General features: G+C 66.8%; 12 protein-coding genes. 4 read left to right on the forward strand and 8 right to left on the reverse strand.

Annotated features, from left to right (window positions below; genetic code table 11):
• The first annotated feature begins 16 nt into the window (after window positions 1-16).
• Genes GGC30_RS12920 through GGC30_RS12935 form a run of 4 tightly spaced genes read left to right on the forward strand, consistent with a single transcriptional unit; the run spans window position 17 to window position 6,907 of the window.
• Entirely contained in the window at window positions 17-2,080 is a 2,064-nt protein-coding gene (locus GGC30_RS12920) for a glycoside hydrolase family 97 protein (RefSeq protein ID WP_228763741.1), read from the forward strand.
• The gene (locus GGC30_RS12925) at window positions 2,077-3,588 is read left to right on the forward strand and encodes an MFS transporter (protein WP_153924899.1); all 1,512 of its coding nucleotides are present in this window, start codon (window positions 2,077-2,079) and stop codon (window positions 3,586-3,588) included. Before GGC30_RS12920 ends, GGC30_RS12925 begins: the two co-directional genes overlap by 4 nt.
• Window positions 3,585-4,526: an alpha/beta hydrolase gene (locus GGC30_RS12930; protein WP_153924902.1), complete on the forward strand. Its 942-nt coding sequence runs from the start codon at window positions 3,585-3,587 to the stop codon at window positions 4,524-4,526. Before GGC30_RS12925 ends, GGC30_RS12930 begins: the two co-directional genes overlap by 4 nt.
• Window positions 4,527-4,534: 8 nt before the next feature.
• Window positions 4,535-6,907, forward strand: a complete 2,373-nt coding sequence (locus GGC30_RS12935; RefSeq protein WP_153924906.1) for a glucan 1,4-alpha-glucosidase — start codon at window positions 4,535-4,537, stop codon at window positions 6,905-6,907.
• A gap of 59 nt (window positions 6,908-6,966) precedes the next feature.
• On the opposite strand, the gene GGC30_RS12940 is transcribed toward GGC30_RS12935, so the two are convergent.
• From GGC30_RS12940 to ilvG, 8 genes are all read right to left on the reverse strand, one after another.
• Window positions 6,967-7,662, reverse strand: a complete 696-nt coding sequence (locus GGC30_RS12940; protein WP_153924909.1) for a TorF family putative porin — start codon at window positions 7,660-7,662, stop codon at window positions 6,967-6,969.
• 72 nt (window positions 7,663-7,734) lie between these two features.
• Window positions 7,735-9,015: an ammonium transporter gene (locus GGC30_RS12945; protein WP_153924913.1), complete on the reverse strand. Its 1,281-nt coding sequence runs from the start codon at window positions 9,013-9,015 to the stop codon at window positions 7,735-7,737.
• A 280-nt stretch (window positions 9,016-9,295) separates the two neighbouring features.
• Window positions 9,296-10,402: a 3-isopropylmalate dehydrogenase gene (leuB, locus tag GGC30_RS12950; protein WP_091748404.1), complete on the reverse strand. Its 1,107-nt coding sequence runs from the start codon at window positions 10,400-10,402 to the stop codon at window positions 9,296-9,298.
• Complete coding sequence (gene leuD / locus GGC30_RS12955; RefSeq protein WP_153924916.1) at window positions 10,399-10,986, reverse strand: 3-isopropylmalate dehydratase small subunit; 588 nt, start codon at window positions 10,984-10,986, stop codon at window positions 10,399-10,401. The genes leuB and leuD overlap by 4 nt, the downstream gene beginning before the upstream one ends.
• Window positions 10,979-12,391, reverse strand: coding sequence for a 3-isopropylmalate dehydratase large subunit (gene leuC, locus GGC30_RS12960; protein WP_153924919.1), 1,413 nt, complete (start codon window positions 12,389-12,391; stop codon window positions 10,979-10,981). The genes leuD and leuC overlap by 8 nt, the downstream gene beginning before the upstream one ends.
• Window positions 12,384-13,634 carry a 2-isopropylmalate synthase gene (locus GGC30_RS12965; RefSeq protein ID WP_153924922.1) on the reverse strand — a complete coding sequence of 417 codons (1,251 nt, stop codon included), beginning with the start codon at window positions 13,632-13,634 and terminating at the stop codon, window positions 12,384-12,386. The genes leuC and GGC30_RS12965 overlap by 8 nt, the downstream gene beginning before the upstream one ends.
• Entirely contained in the window at window positions 13,634-13,885 is a 252-nt protein-coding gene (locus GGC30_RS12970; RefSeq protein WP_039244600.1) for an ACT domain-containing protein, read from the reverse strand. The genes GGC30_RS12965 and GGC30_RS12970 overlap by 1 nt, the downstream gene beginning before the upstream one ends.
• Window position 13,886: 1 nt before the next feature.
• Window positions 13,887-15,599, reverse strand: coding sequence for an acetolactate synthase 2 catalytic subunit (gene ilvG, locus GGC30_RS12975; RefSeq protein ID WP_153924925.1), 1,713 nt, complete (start codon window positions 15,597-15,599; stop codon window positions 13,887-13,889).
• Between the last annotated feature and the right edge of the window lie 15 nt (window positions 15,600-15,614).

The raw sequence follows: 15,614 nt of genomic DNA on the forward strand, positions 1-15,614 counted from the left end.
TAACGGAGTTCCCATGATGAAACGCAGATCTTTCCTGGCCCTCGGCGGCGTGTCGATCCTGGCGTTCGGGGCCAGCGGCGTGCGCGCCCAGACGACGCCGACCCACGCCCGCGCATCGTCGCCCGGCGGCGTGCTGACGGTCGAGGCCTTCACCGACAACGACGGCCGGCCGATGTATTCGGTTCTGCGCCAGGGCCGGGTCGTGGTGGCCCCGTCCAAGCTGGGCTTCCTGCTGACCGACGCCCCCGCCATCGAGCGCGGCCTGGCCATCACCGCCGGTCAGCCGGTCACGGTCGATGAGACTTGGGAGCAGCCGTGGGGCGAGCGTCAGTTCATCCGCAACCACTACAACGAATGGCGCGTCGCCTATGCCGAGACCGGCGGCCTGCGACGCCGCGTGGACGTGGTCTTCCGCCTTTACGACGACGGTCTGGGCTTCCGTTACGAGTTCCCGCAGCAGGCTGGCCTGACCACCGTCCGGATAGGTTCGGAGATCACCGAGTTCAACCTGGCCGAAAACGGCGAGGCCCTGTGGTGCCCGGCCTGGGAGTGGAACCGCGAGGAATATCTCTACAGCCGCACGCCCATCGATGCGGTCGGCAGCGCCCAGACGCCGATGACGGTTCGAGGCCAGTCGGGCCTGCACGTCTCCATCCACGAGGCCGCCTGCATCGACTACGCAGGGATGAACCTGCGCCGGTCGGAGGAAACGAAGTTCCGCGCTCAGCTGACGCCGGGCCTCACCAATGCGGCGGTGGTGCGCGAGGCGCCGTTCAACACGCCCTGGCGAACCCTGCAAATCTCAGACAGCGCCTCGGGCCTGCTGGATTCCAGCCTGATCCTGAACCTGAACGAGCCCAACAAGCTGGGTGACGTCAGCTGGTTCAAGCCGATGAAATACGTCGGCGTCTGGTGGGAAATGCACCTGGACCTGAAGACCTGGAACTCCGGGCCCAAGCACGGCGCGACCACCGAGAATGCGATCAAACACATCGACTTCGCCGCCAAGCACGGGCTGGGCGGGGTGCTGGTCGAAGGCTGGAACAAGGGCTGGGACGGCCAGTGGTTCGCCAACGGCGCGGACTTCAGCTTCACCGAGGCCTATCCCGACTTCGATATCGAAGCGGTCTGCACCCACGCGCGGTCCAAGGGCGTGCAGCTGATCGGCCACCACGAGACCGGCGGCAACGCCTTCCACTATGAGCAGCAGCTCGAACCGGCCATGGCCCTGTATGAACGCCTCGGCGTCCATTCGGTGAAGACCGGTTACGTCGCCGACGCGCAAGGCGCCCGCGTCGCCGGGCCGGACGGACAGATGGTGATGGCCTGGCACGAGAGCCAGGCGATGGCGCAGCACCATATGCGCGTGATCGAGGCCGGCTATCGCCACAAGGTCGCCGTCAACGCTCACGAGCCGTTCAAGGACACCGGCCTTCGCCGCACCTATCCCAACATCATCAGCCGCGAGGGCCAGCGCGGGATGGAATATTCGGCTTGGGGCAATCCCGGCAATCCGCCCGAGCATGAGCCGAACCTGGTGTTCACCCGCCTGCTGGCCGGGCCGATGGACTATACGCCCGGCATCTTCGGCATGGAGACGCGCAGCCCCGGCGGAGTGCAGACGACCTGGGCCAAGCAGCTGGCGCTTTATGTCGTGATCTACAGCCCGATCCAGATGGCGGCGGACCTGCTGATCAACTACGAGGCCAACCCTGGCCCGTTCCAGTTCATCAAAGATGTGCCGGTCGACTGGAGCGAGAGCCGCACGCTGGACGCCGCCATGGGCGACTATGTCGTCACGGTTCGCAAGCAGCGCGGCACGGATGTCTGGGCCCTGGGCGCCGTCACCGACGAGCATCCGCGCGTCCTGAAGGCCCCGCTGGATTTCCTGGACGCCGGCCGTCGATATCGGGCCGAAATCTATCGCGACGGGCCCAACGCCGACTATCGCGGCAAGCGCGAGGACATCGTCATCCAGCAGCGCGAGGTGACGTCGTCTGACACCCTGACCCTGGCGCTGGCCCCCGGCGGCGGTCAGGCGATCCGGTTCGTGCCGGTCGGTCGGGCGCGACGCGGATGACCCTGCTCTCGCACCGCCCGCGCCTGTCCGGCCTGGCGATCTGGAACATGTGCGTCGGCTTCTTCGGCATCCAGATCGGCTTCGGCCTGCAGAACGCCAACACCAGCCGGATCTTCCAGACGCTGGGGGCCGAGGTCGACAGCCTGGCGATCCTGTGGATCGCCGCGCCGCTGACGGGTCTGCTGGTCCAGCCGATCATCGGCCATTTCAGCGACAAGACCTGGACGCGATTCGGCCGGCGGCGGCCCTATTTCCTGGTCGGGGCCATCGCCACCACCCTGGCGCTAATCGCCATGCCCAACAGCCCCAGCCTGTGGTTCGCTGCGGCCATGCTGTGGATCATGGACGCCTCGATCAACATCACCATGGAGCCGTTCCGCGCCTTCGTCGGCGACAACCTGCCGGAGGAGCAGCGCACCGCAGGCTATGCGATGCAGAGCTTCTTCATCGGCGCCGGCGCGGTCTTCGCCTCGGTCCTGCCGTGGCTGTTGTCCAACGTCTTCGATATCGCCTCGACCGCCGAGGCGGGCGTGGTGCCCCTGTCGGTCAAGATCGCCTTCTACGTCGGCGCCGCCGGCCTGTTCTCGGCCGTGCTGTGGACGGTGCTGTCGACCAAGGAATACAGCCCCGAACAGATCGCGGCCTTCGAACGCGCCCGAGACGATGCGCCGACCGCGCCCGTCGAGGCCGAAGCGCCGGCCCGCAGCGTCCAGGGCTGGATGACATCGGGCCTGGTGTGCGCCGTACTCGGCGGGCTGGGTTTCGTGCTGATCGGCGCGCTCGATCTGGAGAAGGAGCTGCTGATCCTGGCGGGCTTCTTCGCCGGGTTCGGCCTGCTGCAGATCGCCGTGGGCATGATGCAGCGTCGCCGCATCACCAACGCCGCGACCGAAATCTTGAACGACATCTTCCGCATGCCCGAGACGATGCGCGGCCTGGCTGTCGTCCAGTTCTTCAGTTGGTTCGCTCTGTTCGCCATGTGGATCTACACCACCGCGGCCGTGACCCGCGTCCATTACGGCGCGACCGACACCACCTCGGCCGCCTACGCCACGGGCGCGGACTGGGTGGGGGTTCTGTTCGGGGTCTACAACGGCGTGGCGGCCCTGGCGGCCTTCACCCTGCCGGTCATCGCCAAACGGATCGGACGAAAGGCGACCCACGCGCTGATGCTGCTGCTTGGCGCAGCCGGCCTGTTCGGCGTCTTCGCCATCCGCGAGCCCGGACTGCTTTGGCTGCCGATGATCGGCGTCGGTTTCGCCTGGGCGTCGATCGTCTCCATGCCCTACGCCATCCTGTCGGCGGCGGTGCCGGACCGAAAAATGGGCGTCTATATGGGCGTCTTCAACATCTTCATCGTCGTGCCCCAGCTGTTGGCCGCCACGGTTCTGGGCCTGATCCTGAAGACCCTGTTCGATGGCCAAGCGATCTGGGCCCTGGTGCTGGGCGCCGTCTCCTTCGTCCTGGCCGCCGCCAGCGCGCTGATGGTCAGGGAGCATCGCGGATGAACCGTCGGGGTCTTCTGGCCCTCATGGCCGCCCTGCCCTTCGCCGGCGCGGCGCGTGCTGAGGGCGCCATCGCGGGCGGGCGGCTGGTGCTGCATGAGGCGGTCGCGTCGGCCCATGTGAAGGCGCGCAACGTCTCGGTCTGGCTGCCGCCCGGATATGAGGCGTCCGACGCCGCCTGGCCTGTTCTCTACATGCACGACGGCCAGAACCTGTTCGATCCGGCCACGGCCAACTTCGGCGAATGGGGCGTGGACGAGCATCTGACGCGGCTGATCGAAAGCGGTGAGGTGCGGACGCCGATCGTGGTGGGGATCTGGAACACCGACCTGCGGCTGAGGGAATATGTCCCCGCCGACCTGATCGCCGCCCTGCCCGCCGACATGCGCGACGAGGTCCAGGCCATTTACGGCGGCCCGTCCTTGTCCGACGGCTATCTGCGGTTCCTGGTCGAGGAGTTGAAGCCCTTCATCGACGGCGCCTACCGCACCTTGAGCGGGCCGCTGGACACGATGATCGCCGGCTCCAGCATGGGCGGCCTGATCTCGATGTATGCGGTGATGAAACGGCCGCAGGTCTTTTCGGCCGCCGCCTGTCTGTCCACCCATTGGCCGCTGAAGGTCGAAGGGCTTAAGCCCGGCGCGACGCTGGACGCCTGGCGCGAACGCCTGGTCGCCGCCTGGACCGACGTGATCGAACGCGGCCTGCCCGAAGCGGGCGACCACCGCTTCTACTTCGACCGGGGTGACGAGACGCTGGATCAGTTCTACGCCGTCTTCCAGACCCAGGTAGATCAGACTTTCCGCCGTCGCGGCTATGGGCCCGGCGACTTCCGCAGCCTGGTCTTCCCCGGCGCTCAGCACAATGAAGCGTCCTGGAACCAGCGCCTGGACGTGCCTCTGACCTTCCTTCTTTCCCCCGCCCCCACGCGCAACCCGTGAGGACCACAATGCGTCACTTCCGTACCTTCTGCCTGGCCGGCGCCGCCGGCCTGGCCCTCGCTTCCGCCGCAAGCGCCCAATCGGGCGTCGCCCCCGGCGCGCCCGGCGCCCCGCCCGTCTGGTCCAGCGCGGCGAAAACCGGCGCCGGCGCCTCTTACGAGGCCTATGTTGATGGCCAATATCGCGACGGCGGCCCGACCGGCGCGGTGTCCAAGGTCTGGTATTCCATCGCCGACGGCGTCCTGACCGAGACCATGTACGGCCTGATCCATGAGGCCCAGATCAAGGCGCTGCGCTTCGCGGGCGTGACCCAGGACGGTCTGGTCGTCGAAGGCGACGACACCACCAGCCGCACAGAATATCTGCACGTCGACGAACAGGGGCGTCCGCTCTCGCCGGCTTATCGCGTCACGACGCAGGACAAGAACGGCCGCTTTGAGATCGAAAAGCAGATCTTCAGCGATCCCGACCGCAACGCCCTGGTGTTGCGCGTCACCATCACGGCGCTGAAGGGCGATGTGACGCCCTATCTGATGCTGGAGCCGCACATCGCGAATACCGGCGTCGACGATCGGGGCGCGGTGACGCGCGACGGTTTCCACGCCTGGGAAGGCGACACCCACCTGTTCCTGAAGCCCAGCGAGGCCTTCGAAAAGGCCAGCGTCGGCTTCGTCGGCGCCTCGGACGGCCTGACGGATCTGAAGGACGGCAAGCTGGACTGGACCTACGCCTCCACCGGCGATCAGGCCGGCAACACGATGATGACCGGGGCCCTGCCGCGCCTGCGCCAAAGCAGCCGGATCACGCGCGACTTCGTCATCGGCTTCGGCGCGAGCGAGGCTGAGGCGCGCGCGGCTGCGGACGGTTCGTTCGCGACCGGTCTGGACGAAGTGCTGGCCCGCTTCAACGGCGAGGGCGAGCGCGTGGGTTGGGAGGATTATGTCGGTTCTCTCACCGAGCTGCCGCGCATCGCCGAGCAGGCGACCGACGGCGGCAAACTGGCCTACGCCTCGGCTCTGATGCTGAAGGTTCAGGAGGATCGCACCCACGCCGGCGCCCTGATCGCGTCACTGTCGAACCCGTGGGGCGACACGGTGGACGCGTCGAAGTCCTCGACCGGCTACAAGGCCGTCTGGCCGCGTGACTTCTATCAGGTGGCGATGGCTCTGGCGGCGCTAGGCGACAAGGAGACGCCGCTGGCGGCCTTCAACTATCTGCCCCAGGTCCAGGTCGGCCCGAACACGCCCGGCAACACCGGCGCCGGCGGCTGGTTCCTGCAGAAGACGCACGTCGATGGCGAACTGGAGTGGGTCGCGGTCCAGTTGGACCAGACCGCCATGCCGATCATGCTGGGCTATCGTCTGTGGAAGATGGGCTGGCTGTCCGACGCCCAGATGACCGAACACTATCGGTCCATGCTGAAGCCGGCGGCCGACTTCCTGGTGGACGGCGGCAAGATCGGGCTGATGTGGAACGACGCGGAGATCAAGCCGCCCTTCACCCAGCAGGAACGCTGGGAGGAGCAGCAGGGCTATTCGCCTTCCAGCACCGCCGCCGTGGTCGCGGGCCTGACGGTCGCCGCTGAAATGGCGCGCGCCTCGGGCGACGCCGCCGACGCGACGCGCTACCAGATCGCGGCCGACAGCTATGCGTCCAAGATCGAAGACCGGATGTTCACCACCAACGGCGACTTCGGCGACGGTCGCTACTTCATCCGCATCACTCAGAACGAAAACCCGAACGACAAGGCCCCGATCGGCGCCGCCAATGGCCAGATCGCGCCGGCGGAAGACCGGGTCGTGGACGGCGGCTTCCTAGAACTGGTGCGCTATGGGGTGCGCAAGGCCGACGATCCGCACATCCTGTCCACCCTGCCCGTCTATGACGATCAGTCGCTGGAGCCGCTCTATCGCGTCCGCTACGACTTCGGTCCCGAGGGCGACAAGACGCCGGGCTGGCGCCGTTATGGCGTCGATGGCTATGGCGAGGACCATGTGACGGGCGCAAACTACGGCGTCGGCGGGGAAATGAGCCCTGGCCAGCGCGGTCGGGTCTGGCCCTTCTTCACGGGCGAGCGCGGTCACTATGAACTGGCCCGCGTCAGCGTGAACGGCGCCCCCTCGGCCGCCGACATCGCCGCCATCCGTCAGACCTATGTGCGCGGCATGGAGCGGTTCGCCAACGGCGGGTTGATGCTGGCCGAACAGGTGTGGGACGGCGTCGGAAACCCGACGGCCAAGGATTACGACGTGGGTCAGAATACGGACTCGGCGACGCCCCTAGCCTGGACCCACGCGGAATATCTGAAGCTGCTGCGGTCGCTCGCCGACGGCAAGGTCTGGGACAGCTACGACCCCGTCCACGACCGCTACGCCCGCTGATACGAAAACGGCCCCGGAGATCGCTCTCCGGGGCCGTACTCATTTCGGGCTGGCGCGGCTCAGAAGGTGAGCTTCACCGCGCCGACGATGCGGTCTTCGGCGCCGGGCACGCCGTCCACATCGGTGTCGTGATAGCGGACATCGAGGCCCACCTTGTCGGTCAGGGCATAGCCGACGCCGACATTCCAGGTGGTGTAGTCGTCGCTGACGTCCAGCCATTGCTTGCCGAGCGCGCCCGACACCGTCCACTTGGGCGCCGGCGAGAAGGCGGCGTTGACCTCGGCATAGGTCGCCTCGTCGTCGATGCCGAAGAAGTCGGGCGAGTAATAGACGGCCGCGCCGAAGGTCGCAGGGCCGACCGCGCGCGAGGCCGCAGCCTTGAACTCGGCGTAGTTATAGTCTGCGCCGTCCGGCTCCCCGACATACAGATAGCCGATCACGCCGAAGTCGAGCGCGAAGCCGCCGGCCTCGGCACGATAGCCGCCGTAGAGATCGACCTCCGCATCGGTGTCGTCGCCGAAATCGACGTTGGAGGCCCAAGCCCCGGCGTAGAAGCCGCCCGACGTCAGGTCGACGCCGCCCTGAATGGCGGGATCTTCACCGGTCTGGCTGAAGCCGCGGAAGACATAGTCGCTGACGACACCGACGTTCCAGGCGACATCGACGGTGCTCTGGGCCGAGGCCGGCGCGGCGAGGCCGATCAGTCCTGCGGCGAGCGTTGCGGCGGCGGCCGCGCAGATGATGGTTTTTTTCATAGTCTATCCCCTTGTTGTCGTTATTCGAGGTCGAGGCCGGGCGCGGGTTTGGGAGCCGCGCCCGGTCTCAGCTCAGTGTTCCAGCGCCTCGCCATGCAGCGAGGTGTCCAGACCGGCGGCCTCTTCCGCCTCGCTCACGCGCAGGCCCGTGGTGAACTTGCAGATAAACAGGATGATCAGGGTGCCGACGGCGCTGTAGACGATGGTCCACAGCAGGCCCAGGGCCTGGGCGCCGACGTTGGCGCCTTCCGACAGGCTGTTGATCGCGGTCGTGGCGAACACGCCGGTCAGCAGGGCGCCGATCAGGCCGCCCGCGCCGTGGATGCCGAAGGCGTCCAGGCTGTCGTCGTAGCGCAGCAGCTTCTTGATCCACACCGACGAGGCGTAGCAGGCCGGGCCGGCGATCAGACCGATGATGACTGCGCCCTTGGGGTCGACGAAGCCGGCCGCCGGGGTGATGGCGACCAGACCGGCGACGACGCCCGACAGCATGCCGATCAGCGAGACCTTCTTCTTCTCGATATATTCGACGACCTTCCAGGTCAGGGCGGCGGCGGCGGCGGCCAGGATGGTGTTCAGCAGCGCCACGCCCATCAGATCGTTGGCGGCGCCCGCCGAACCGGCGTTGAAGCCGATCCAGCCGACCAGCAGCAGCGAGGCGCCGATCATGGTCAGGACGGGGTTGTGGGCGGTGATGACCTCTGTGCCATAACCCTTACGGCGACCCAGGAAGATGGCGCACACCAGGCCCGCGACGCCCGAATTGACGTGAACGACGGCGCCGCCCGCGAAGTCCAGCACGCCCGCCGAACCGAGGAAACCGCCGCCCCAGACCCAGTGGCAGATCGGCGCATAGACCAGCAGCGACCACAGGGCGGTGAACAGCAACAGCGCCGAATATTTGAACCGCTCGGCGAAGGCGCCGGTGATCAGCGCCGGTGTGATGATGGCGAAGGTCATCTGGAAGGAGATGAACAGGAATTCGGGAATGCCCGGCAGCAGGGCGTTGGCTGTCTTCAGCGACACGCCGTTCAGGAACAGCATGTCCAGGCTGCCGATGAAGGGCTGAAGGCCGGCGCTCTCGTTCTTGCCAAAGGCCAGGCTGTAGCCGGCGATGAACCATACCAGGGACACCACGGCGAAGACGCCGACGGACTGGGTGATGGTGGCGATGACGTTCTTCTTGCGCACCATGCCGCCATAGAACAGCGCCAGACCGGGGAGGGTCATCAGCAGAACCAGGGCGGTCGAGGTGCCGAGCCATGAGGCGCCGGCGCTGTCCAGCTCAAGCGCGGCCTGGTGGCCGAGCAAGGCGGGCGCGGCGCCCTGCGCATTCGCCGCGCCGGCAGCCATCAGACAGAGTGTGGGAAGTAGGAGCGCAGCCGCTCCCGTAAGTCGTTTCGTGGTCTGCGACATGAGCTAGTACCCCCTATGCAATCTCGCAGTTGCGAAGATTTTACCGCATTTGCGATAGGCGCAAGGGGCTAGACCGTGAACGGCGCAACTTTCTTGCAACGGTCATGAAGAAAAAGAACAGGGCCGCACGATCTTGCGATGCTGCGGCCCGATATCAGATTTTTTATGCCGACAAAGCCAAGCTGAGCGGCAGGATTTTCAGCTTCAGTTTAAGCCGTCAGGCCCAGTGCATTTGCACCCGGTGCGCTGCCGCCCAGTGGATGGCGCGGATGGCGTCGATGACGGCTTCGGTCGCCGCGCGCGTGCCCAGTGCGCCGCCCAGATCGGCCGTCACGGCGCCGGCCGCCAGAACCGCCGCGACGGCGGCCTCGATGGAATCAGCCTCGTCCTCCAGTTTCAGGCTGTGACGCAGCAGCAGGGCTGCCGACAGGATGGTCCCAACCGGATTGGCCAGATCCTGACCGGCGATGTCCGGCGCCGAGCCGTGGATCGGCTCGAACAGACCCGGCCCGCCCGCGCCCAGCGACGCCGACGGCAACAGGCCGATAGAGCCGCCCAGAACAGAGATCTCGTCCGACAGGATGTCGCCGAACATGTTTTCGGTCAGGATGACGTCGTATTCGCGTGGCTTGCGGATCAGGTGCATGGCCATGGAGTCTACCAGGGCGTGCTCCAGGGTGATGTCTGGGAACTCCTCGGCATGGATGCGGGTCACGACCTCGCGCCACAGACGGCTGGTCTCCATCACATTGGCCTTGTCGACCGAGGTCACCTTGCCGCGACGCTGTTGGGCGGTCTGGAAGGCGGCGCGGGTCACCCGCTCGATCTCCGGCACGGTGTATTCGCACAGGTCGGTGGCGCGATCGGCGGTGCGGGTCTTCTCACCGAAATAGACGCCGCCGGTCAGTTCGCGGAAGACGATCAGATCGACGCCCTCGACGATCTCCTTCTTCAGCGGGGAGCGGTGCGCCAGCACCGGCGACACCTGCAACGGCCGCAGATTGGCGAACAGGCCCATCGCCTTGCGGATCGCCAACAGTCCCTGTTCCGGACGCGCCTTGCCGCCATCCCATTTCGGCCCGCCGACCGCGCCCAGCAGCACGGCGTCGGACGCGACGCAGGCGGCGCGCGTGGCCTCTGGCAAAGGCTCGCCCGTCTCGTCGATGGCCGCGCCGCCGATCAGATGCTCGGCGAACTCGAAATGGTGACCATAGAAGTCGCCGATGACCCGCAAGACATCACGCGCGGCCCGTGTGACCTCCGGTCCAACACCATCGCCGGGCAGCAGGACGATGTTGTAGGTCTTGGTGGCGGCGGTGCTCATCTTACGGTCTCTTTCGATCGCTCGTAGGCTTCGATTTCAGGCATGTTTGATTGCAGCCAGCCCAGGGTGTCCACCCCGTCCAGCAGGCATTGACGGGCGAAGGATTCGACCCCGAACGGCACAGGTTCGGCATTGCCGCGCTGGATCTGATTGGCCTGGAGGTCGATCGTGACCGGCTGGTCCGGCTGCGACGCCAGATCGTCCCAAACCGCCTGGCTGACGACGATGGGCAGCAGGCCGTTTTTCAGCGCATTCGATGTAAAAATGTCAGCGATTTCGGTCGAGATCACCGCCCGGAACCCGTAGTCCAGCAGCGCCCAAGGCGCATGTTCGCGCGACGAACCGCAGGCGAAGTTCCGGCCCGCCAGCAGGATGCGATGCTCAGCCGGGTCTATCCGGTTCAGAATGGCCTCGGGTTTTTCCGAGCCGTCGTCCTCGTAACGCCAGTCATAGAAGGCGGCCTTGCCCAGCCCTTCGCGCGTGGTCGTGGTCAGGAAGCGCGCCGGAATGATCTGGTCGGTGTCGATATTGGCCTGGCTCAAGATCACGGTCTTGGAGGTCAGCACCTGGAACGGTTCAGACATGCTCGACCTCCTTCAGAAAGACGCGCGGATCGGTCAGCACTCCGGCCACCGCCGTCGCCGCCGCCGTCGCTGGACTGGCCAGGATGGTGCGGGCGTCCTTGCCCTGGCGGCCTTCGAAATTGCGGTTCGAAGTGGATACGGCCAGTTGGCCCGGCGCGACGAAATCACCGTTCATGGCGATGCACATCGAGCAGCCGGGAATGCGCCATTCGGCCCCGGCGGCGATGAAGACCTGATCCAGGCCTTCGGCCTCGGCGTCGCGACGCACGGCCTCGGACCCCGGCACCACCAGCATGCGCAGGCCCGGTTTGACCTTGCGGCCACGCAGCACCTCGGCGGCGGCGCGGAGATCGGGCAGGCGCCCGTTGGTGCAGGAGCCGATGAAGACGACATCCACCGGCTGGTCGGTCGTCGCCTCCCCGGCGGTGAAACCCATATAGGCGATGGCCTTGCGGTCTGAGTCTGACTGGGGTTGCGGCACGGGCGAGCCGATGGGCGCGCCCGCATCCGGCGTCGTGCCCCAGGTCGCCATGGGTCGGATAGCGGCGCCGTCGATGGTCACTTCCTTGTCGAAGACCGCGCCCGGATCGCTGGACAGTTTCAGCCATTCGGCCGTCGCCGCCTCATAGTTGGCGGGGACGTGCTTGCGGCCGCGCAGCCAGTCGATGGTGGTCTGGTCCGGGGCGATCATGCCCGCCCGCGCGCCGGCCTCGATGGACATGTTGCACAGGGTCATGCGCCCTTCCATGTCCAGCGACCGCACCGCCTCGCCCGCGTATTCGATGACATAGCCGGTGCCGCCGCCGAAACCGATGGCGGCGATGACGGCCAGGGCGACATCCTTGCCCGACACGCCCGGCTGCAGTTGGCCGTCCACCGTCACCCGCATGGCCCTGGCCTTGCGCTGCAACAGACATTGGGTCGCCAGCACATGGCCGACCTCGGACGTGCCGATGCCGAATGCCAGCGCCCCGAAGGCGCCGTGCGTCGCCGTATGGCTGTCGCCGCAGACCACCGTCATGCCCGGCTGGGTCAGGCCCAGCTCAGGCCCCATGACATGGACCACGCCGCGATCGTCCGAATCCCACCCTGCCAGCGGCACGCCGTGGGCGGCGCAGTTACGCTCCAGAGTATGGACCTGAGCCTCGGCCTGGGCCGTGACATAGGGTTTCAGCCCGTTCAGCCCCGCCGGCAGCGTGGGCGTCGAATGATCCAGCGTCGCATAGGTCCGGTCGGGACGGCGCACCCTCAGCCCGCGCGCCTCGATCTCGCTGAAGGCCTGGGGGCTGGTGACTTCGTGGACCAGATGCAGGTCGACATACAGCACCCCCGGCGTATCGGCCGTTTCCGTCCGCACGACATGGGCGTCCCAGACCTTGTCGAACAGGGTTTTGGGATCAGGCATATTGGGCCACGACCTCGGACACGCCGTCGACCCGGTCGATGATGGCGATCAGTTCCGCATCGTTGATCTCGCCGATCTGGTCCGCGCGCTGTTTGAAGCCGACGATCACGGCCGCCAGGCGCTCGCCCTCGATGGGGCGGCCGATGGTCTCGGCGCGCTTGGCGATGGCGTGGCGGCCCGAGTGTTTGCCCAGCACGAACCAACTGCCCTCGAAGCCCACGTCCTGGGGCCGCATGATCTCGTAGGTGCGGCTGTCGGCCAGCATGCCGTGTTGATGGATGCCGGCTTCGTGGGCGAAGGCGTTGATGCCGACCACCGACTTGTTGCGGGCGATCACCGTCTCAGTGATCTCGCACAGAATCTTGGAGGCGCGGACCAAGTGGCGGCTGTCGGCGCCGGTGGTGACGCCATAACGGTCCTCGCGGACCTTCAGGGCCATGATGACTTCTTCGATCGAGGCGTTGCCTGCGCGTTCGCCGATGCCGTTGATCGCGCCCTCGACCTGACGGGCCCCACCCTCGATGGCGGCCAGAGAGTTGGCGACCGCCATGCCCAGGTCGTCGTGGCAGTGGGCCGAGAAGATCACGTGCGGATGGCGTTTTTTGATGCGCGCGGCCAGGGCGGCGAAGCGCTCGCGCACCTCTTCCGGGGTCGCATAGCCGACGGTGTCGGGGACGTTCAGAGTGCGCGCGCCGGCGTCGGCGGCAGCCTCCAGCACATCGGCCAGAAACTCCGGCTCGGTGCGGAAGGCGTCCTCGGCCGAGAACTCGACGTCGTCGAACAGGCTGCGGGCGTATTCCACCGACCGCACGGCCGTCGACAGCACCTCATTGGTGGACATCTTTAGTTTGGCGGAGCGGTGGATCGGGCTGGTGCCGATGAAGGTGTGGCACCGGCGGTGCGACTTCGGCGCCGGCGCCAGGGCGCGGAAGGTGGCGTCGATATCCTTCTCGTTGGCGCGCGACAGGGAGCAGAAGATCGGTCCATCGACCTCGCCGGCCACGCGGCGGATGCAGTCCTCGTCGCCGGGCGAAGCGGCGGCGAAGCCGGCCTCGATAACGTCGACGCCCAGGTCCCGCAGAACCTGGGCCATCTTCACCTTGGCCTGGGCGCTCATCGAGAAGCCCGGAGCCTGTTCCCCGTCCCGCATCGTCGTGTCGAAGACGATGACGCGGTTGGGATCGGCGGCGATCTCCTCTGTGCGGGATACGCCCGATACGCGTACGCTTTCGGGGGTAATCATTACGCGGCCTCGGATTGAATAATGTCGTTGCTGATGCGGCGCACGCCGAACAGCCGGTCGATCTGGCGACCCAGGTTGTCCATGCAGCGGCCGGCGTCGCGGCCGCGCACCGTCAGGGCGATGCGGCGGAAGGCGCCCTCGTCAGCCAGGGCCATGCCGTCGATGTGGAAGCCCCGGCGCTCCACCAGGCCGATGAGACGCTGAAGCGAACCGTCCGCGCGGTCGATCTGGATGTGGATCGTGTTGCTCATCTCAGGAGCCCTCCATCATTTCAGCATTGCTCTTGCCCGGCGGAACCAGCGGCCAGACATTGTCTCGGGGGTCGATGACCACATGGGCCAGGCAGGGACCGTCGGCGGCCAGCAGGCGCTGGATGCCGTCGGACACCTGATCGCGGCGATCGATGCGGAAGGCCTCGATGCCGAAAGCTTCGGCGACCTTCACGAAGTCCGGATTGTCGGACAGATCGATCTCGGAATAGTTCTCGGCGAAGAACAGCTCCTGCCACTGGCGCACCAGACCCAGGCTGGAATTGTCGATCAGCACGATCTTCAACGGGATGCCGTAACGCTTCAGCGTCGCCAGCTCCTGGATGTTCATCATGAAGCCGCCGTCGCCGGCGATGGTGACGACCGTCGCGGACGGATCGGCCAGCTTGGCGCCGATGCCGGCGGGCAGACCGAAGCCCATCGCGCCCAGACCGCCCGAGGTGATGTGGGCTTCCGGCTTGGCGAAACGGCAGTGCATGGCCGCCCACATCTGATGCTGGCCCACATCGCAGGCGGCGACGAAATCATCGCCCGCCGCTTCCGAGATTTCCTTCAGCAGGGCGGGCGCATAGACCCCCTCGCCCGGCGCGTCATAGCGGTGAGCGCCAGATTTGGCCGCACCTGCGCAGTCGTTGGCCCAGGCCTGGATGTCCAGCGCCGCGCCCGACCGCATCCGCGCCGTCAGCGCCTCAACGCCTTCGCGCAGCTCGCCGACGACGGCGACATTGGCGCTGCGCAGCTTGCCGACTTCCGATGCGTCGATGTCGAAATGAACGATGCGAGCGTTGGGCGCGAACTCGGCCAGCTTGCCCGTCGCGCGGTCGTCGAACCGGGCGCCGACGACGATCAGCAGATCGCTGTCCTGCACCGCGTGGTTGGCGGCGCGCGTGCCGTGCATGCCCAGCATGCCCAGCATGCCCGGCGCATCGGTCGGGATGGTGCCCAGGGCGTTCAGGGTCGAGACCTGGGGGATGCCGGTCGCGGCGACGAAGGCGCGCAGAGCCTCGGTCGCGCCGCCGATCTTCACTCCGCCGCCGATATAGACCAACGGCTTCTTCGCCGCCCGGATCGCGGCCTCGGCGGCGGCGATGGCGTCGTGATCGACGCGCGGCGTCTGGTTGGGAATGGAGAAACCGTAGTCCTCGCCGGTCGTCTCGAACTGCACATCCTTGGGCAGATCGACCAGAACCGGACCGGGGCGGCCCGAGCGAGCGATATGGAAGGCTTCCTCGATCGCGGCGGGAACCTCGGCGGCCGAGCGGACCAGGATCGAATGTTTCACGATCGGCAGGGTGACGCCCAGGATGTCGATTTCCTGGAAGGCGTCGGTGCCCATCAACCCTTGGGCGACGTTGCCGGTGATGCAGACCATCGGCACCGAATCCATCATCGCATTGGCGATGCCGGTGACCAGGTTGGTGGCGCCGGGACCCGAGGTGGCCATGCACACCCCGACCCGCCCGCTCTTCCTGGCATAGGCGTCGGCGGCGAAGGCCGCGCCCTGCTCATGGCGGACCAGGATGTGCTTCAGCTTGGAGCCGGCTAGGGCGTCATAGACCGGCATGATGGCGCCGCCCGGATAACCGAACACCACCTCCACCCCCAGCCGCTCCAGGGTGGAAACCAGCAGGCGCGCCCCCGATTGGGGGGCGGCCTCGGCTTGAGGTTTGAAGGCGGCGGCGGTCATCAGGGTCATCCGGTCTTGTGCTGG

It is taken from the genome of Brevundimonas sp. SPF441, assembly GCF_009661015.1.
GTDB lineage: Bacteria > Pseudomonadota > Alphaproteobacteria > Caulobacterales > Caulobacteraceae > Brevundimonas > Brevundimonas vesicularis.

Excerpts from the sequence above, each read along its gene's own strand:
- GGC30_RS12920 (WP_228763741.1), top strand. The coding sequence starts at position 17 with ATGAAACGCAGATCTTTCCTGGCCCTCGGCGGCGTGTCGATCCTGGCG.
- GGC30_RS12925 (WP_153924899.1), top strand. The coding sequence starts at position 2,077 with ATGACCCTGCTCTCGCACCGCCCGCGCCTGTCCGGCCTGGCGATCTGG.
- GGC30_RS12930 (WP_153924902.1), top strand. The coding sequence starts at position 3,585 with ATGAACCGTCGGGGTCTTCTGGCCCTCATGGCCGCCCTGCCCTTCGCC.
- GGC30_RS12935 (WP_153924906.1), top strand. The coding sequence starts at position 4,535 with ATGCGTCACTTCCGTACCTTCTGCCTGGCCGGCGCCGCCGGCCTGGCC.
- GGC30_RS12940 (WP_153924909.1), bottom strand. The coding sequence starts at position 7,662 with ATGAAAAAAACCATCATCTGCGCGGCCGCCGCCGCAACGCTCGCCGCA.
- GGC30_RS12945 (WP_153924913.1), bottom strand. The coding sequence starts at position 9,015 with ATGGCTGCCGGCGCGGCGAATGCGCAGGGCGCCGCGCCCGCCTTGCTC.
- leuB (WP_091748404.1), bottom strand. The coding sequence starts at position 10,402 with ATGAGCACCGCCGCCACCAAGACCTACAACATCGTCCTGCTGCCCGGC.
- leuD (WP_153924916.1), bottom strand. The coding sequence starts at position 10,986 with ATGTCTGAACCGTTCCAGGTGCTGACCTCCAAGACCGTGATCTTGAGC.
- leuC (WP_153924919.1), bottom strand. The coding sequence starts at position 12,391 with ATGCCTGATCCCAAAACCCTGTTCGACAAGGTCTGGGACGCCCATGTC.
- GGC30_RS12965 (WP_153924922.1), bottom strand. The coding sequence starts at position 13,634 with ATGATTACCCCCGAAAGCGTACGCGTATCGGGCGTATCCCGCACAGAG.
- GGC30_RS12970 (WP_039244600.1), bottom strand. The coding sequence starts at position 13,885 with ATGAGCAACACGATCCACATCCAGATCGACCGCGCGGACGGTTCGCTT.
- ilvG (WP_153924925.1), bottom strand. The coding sequence starts at position 15,599 with ATGACCCTGATGACCGCCGCCGCCTTCAAACCTCAAGCCGAGGCCGCC.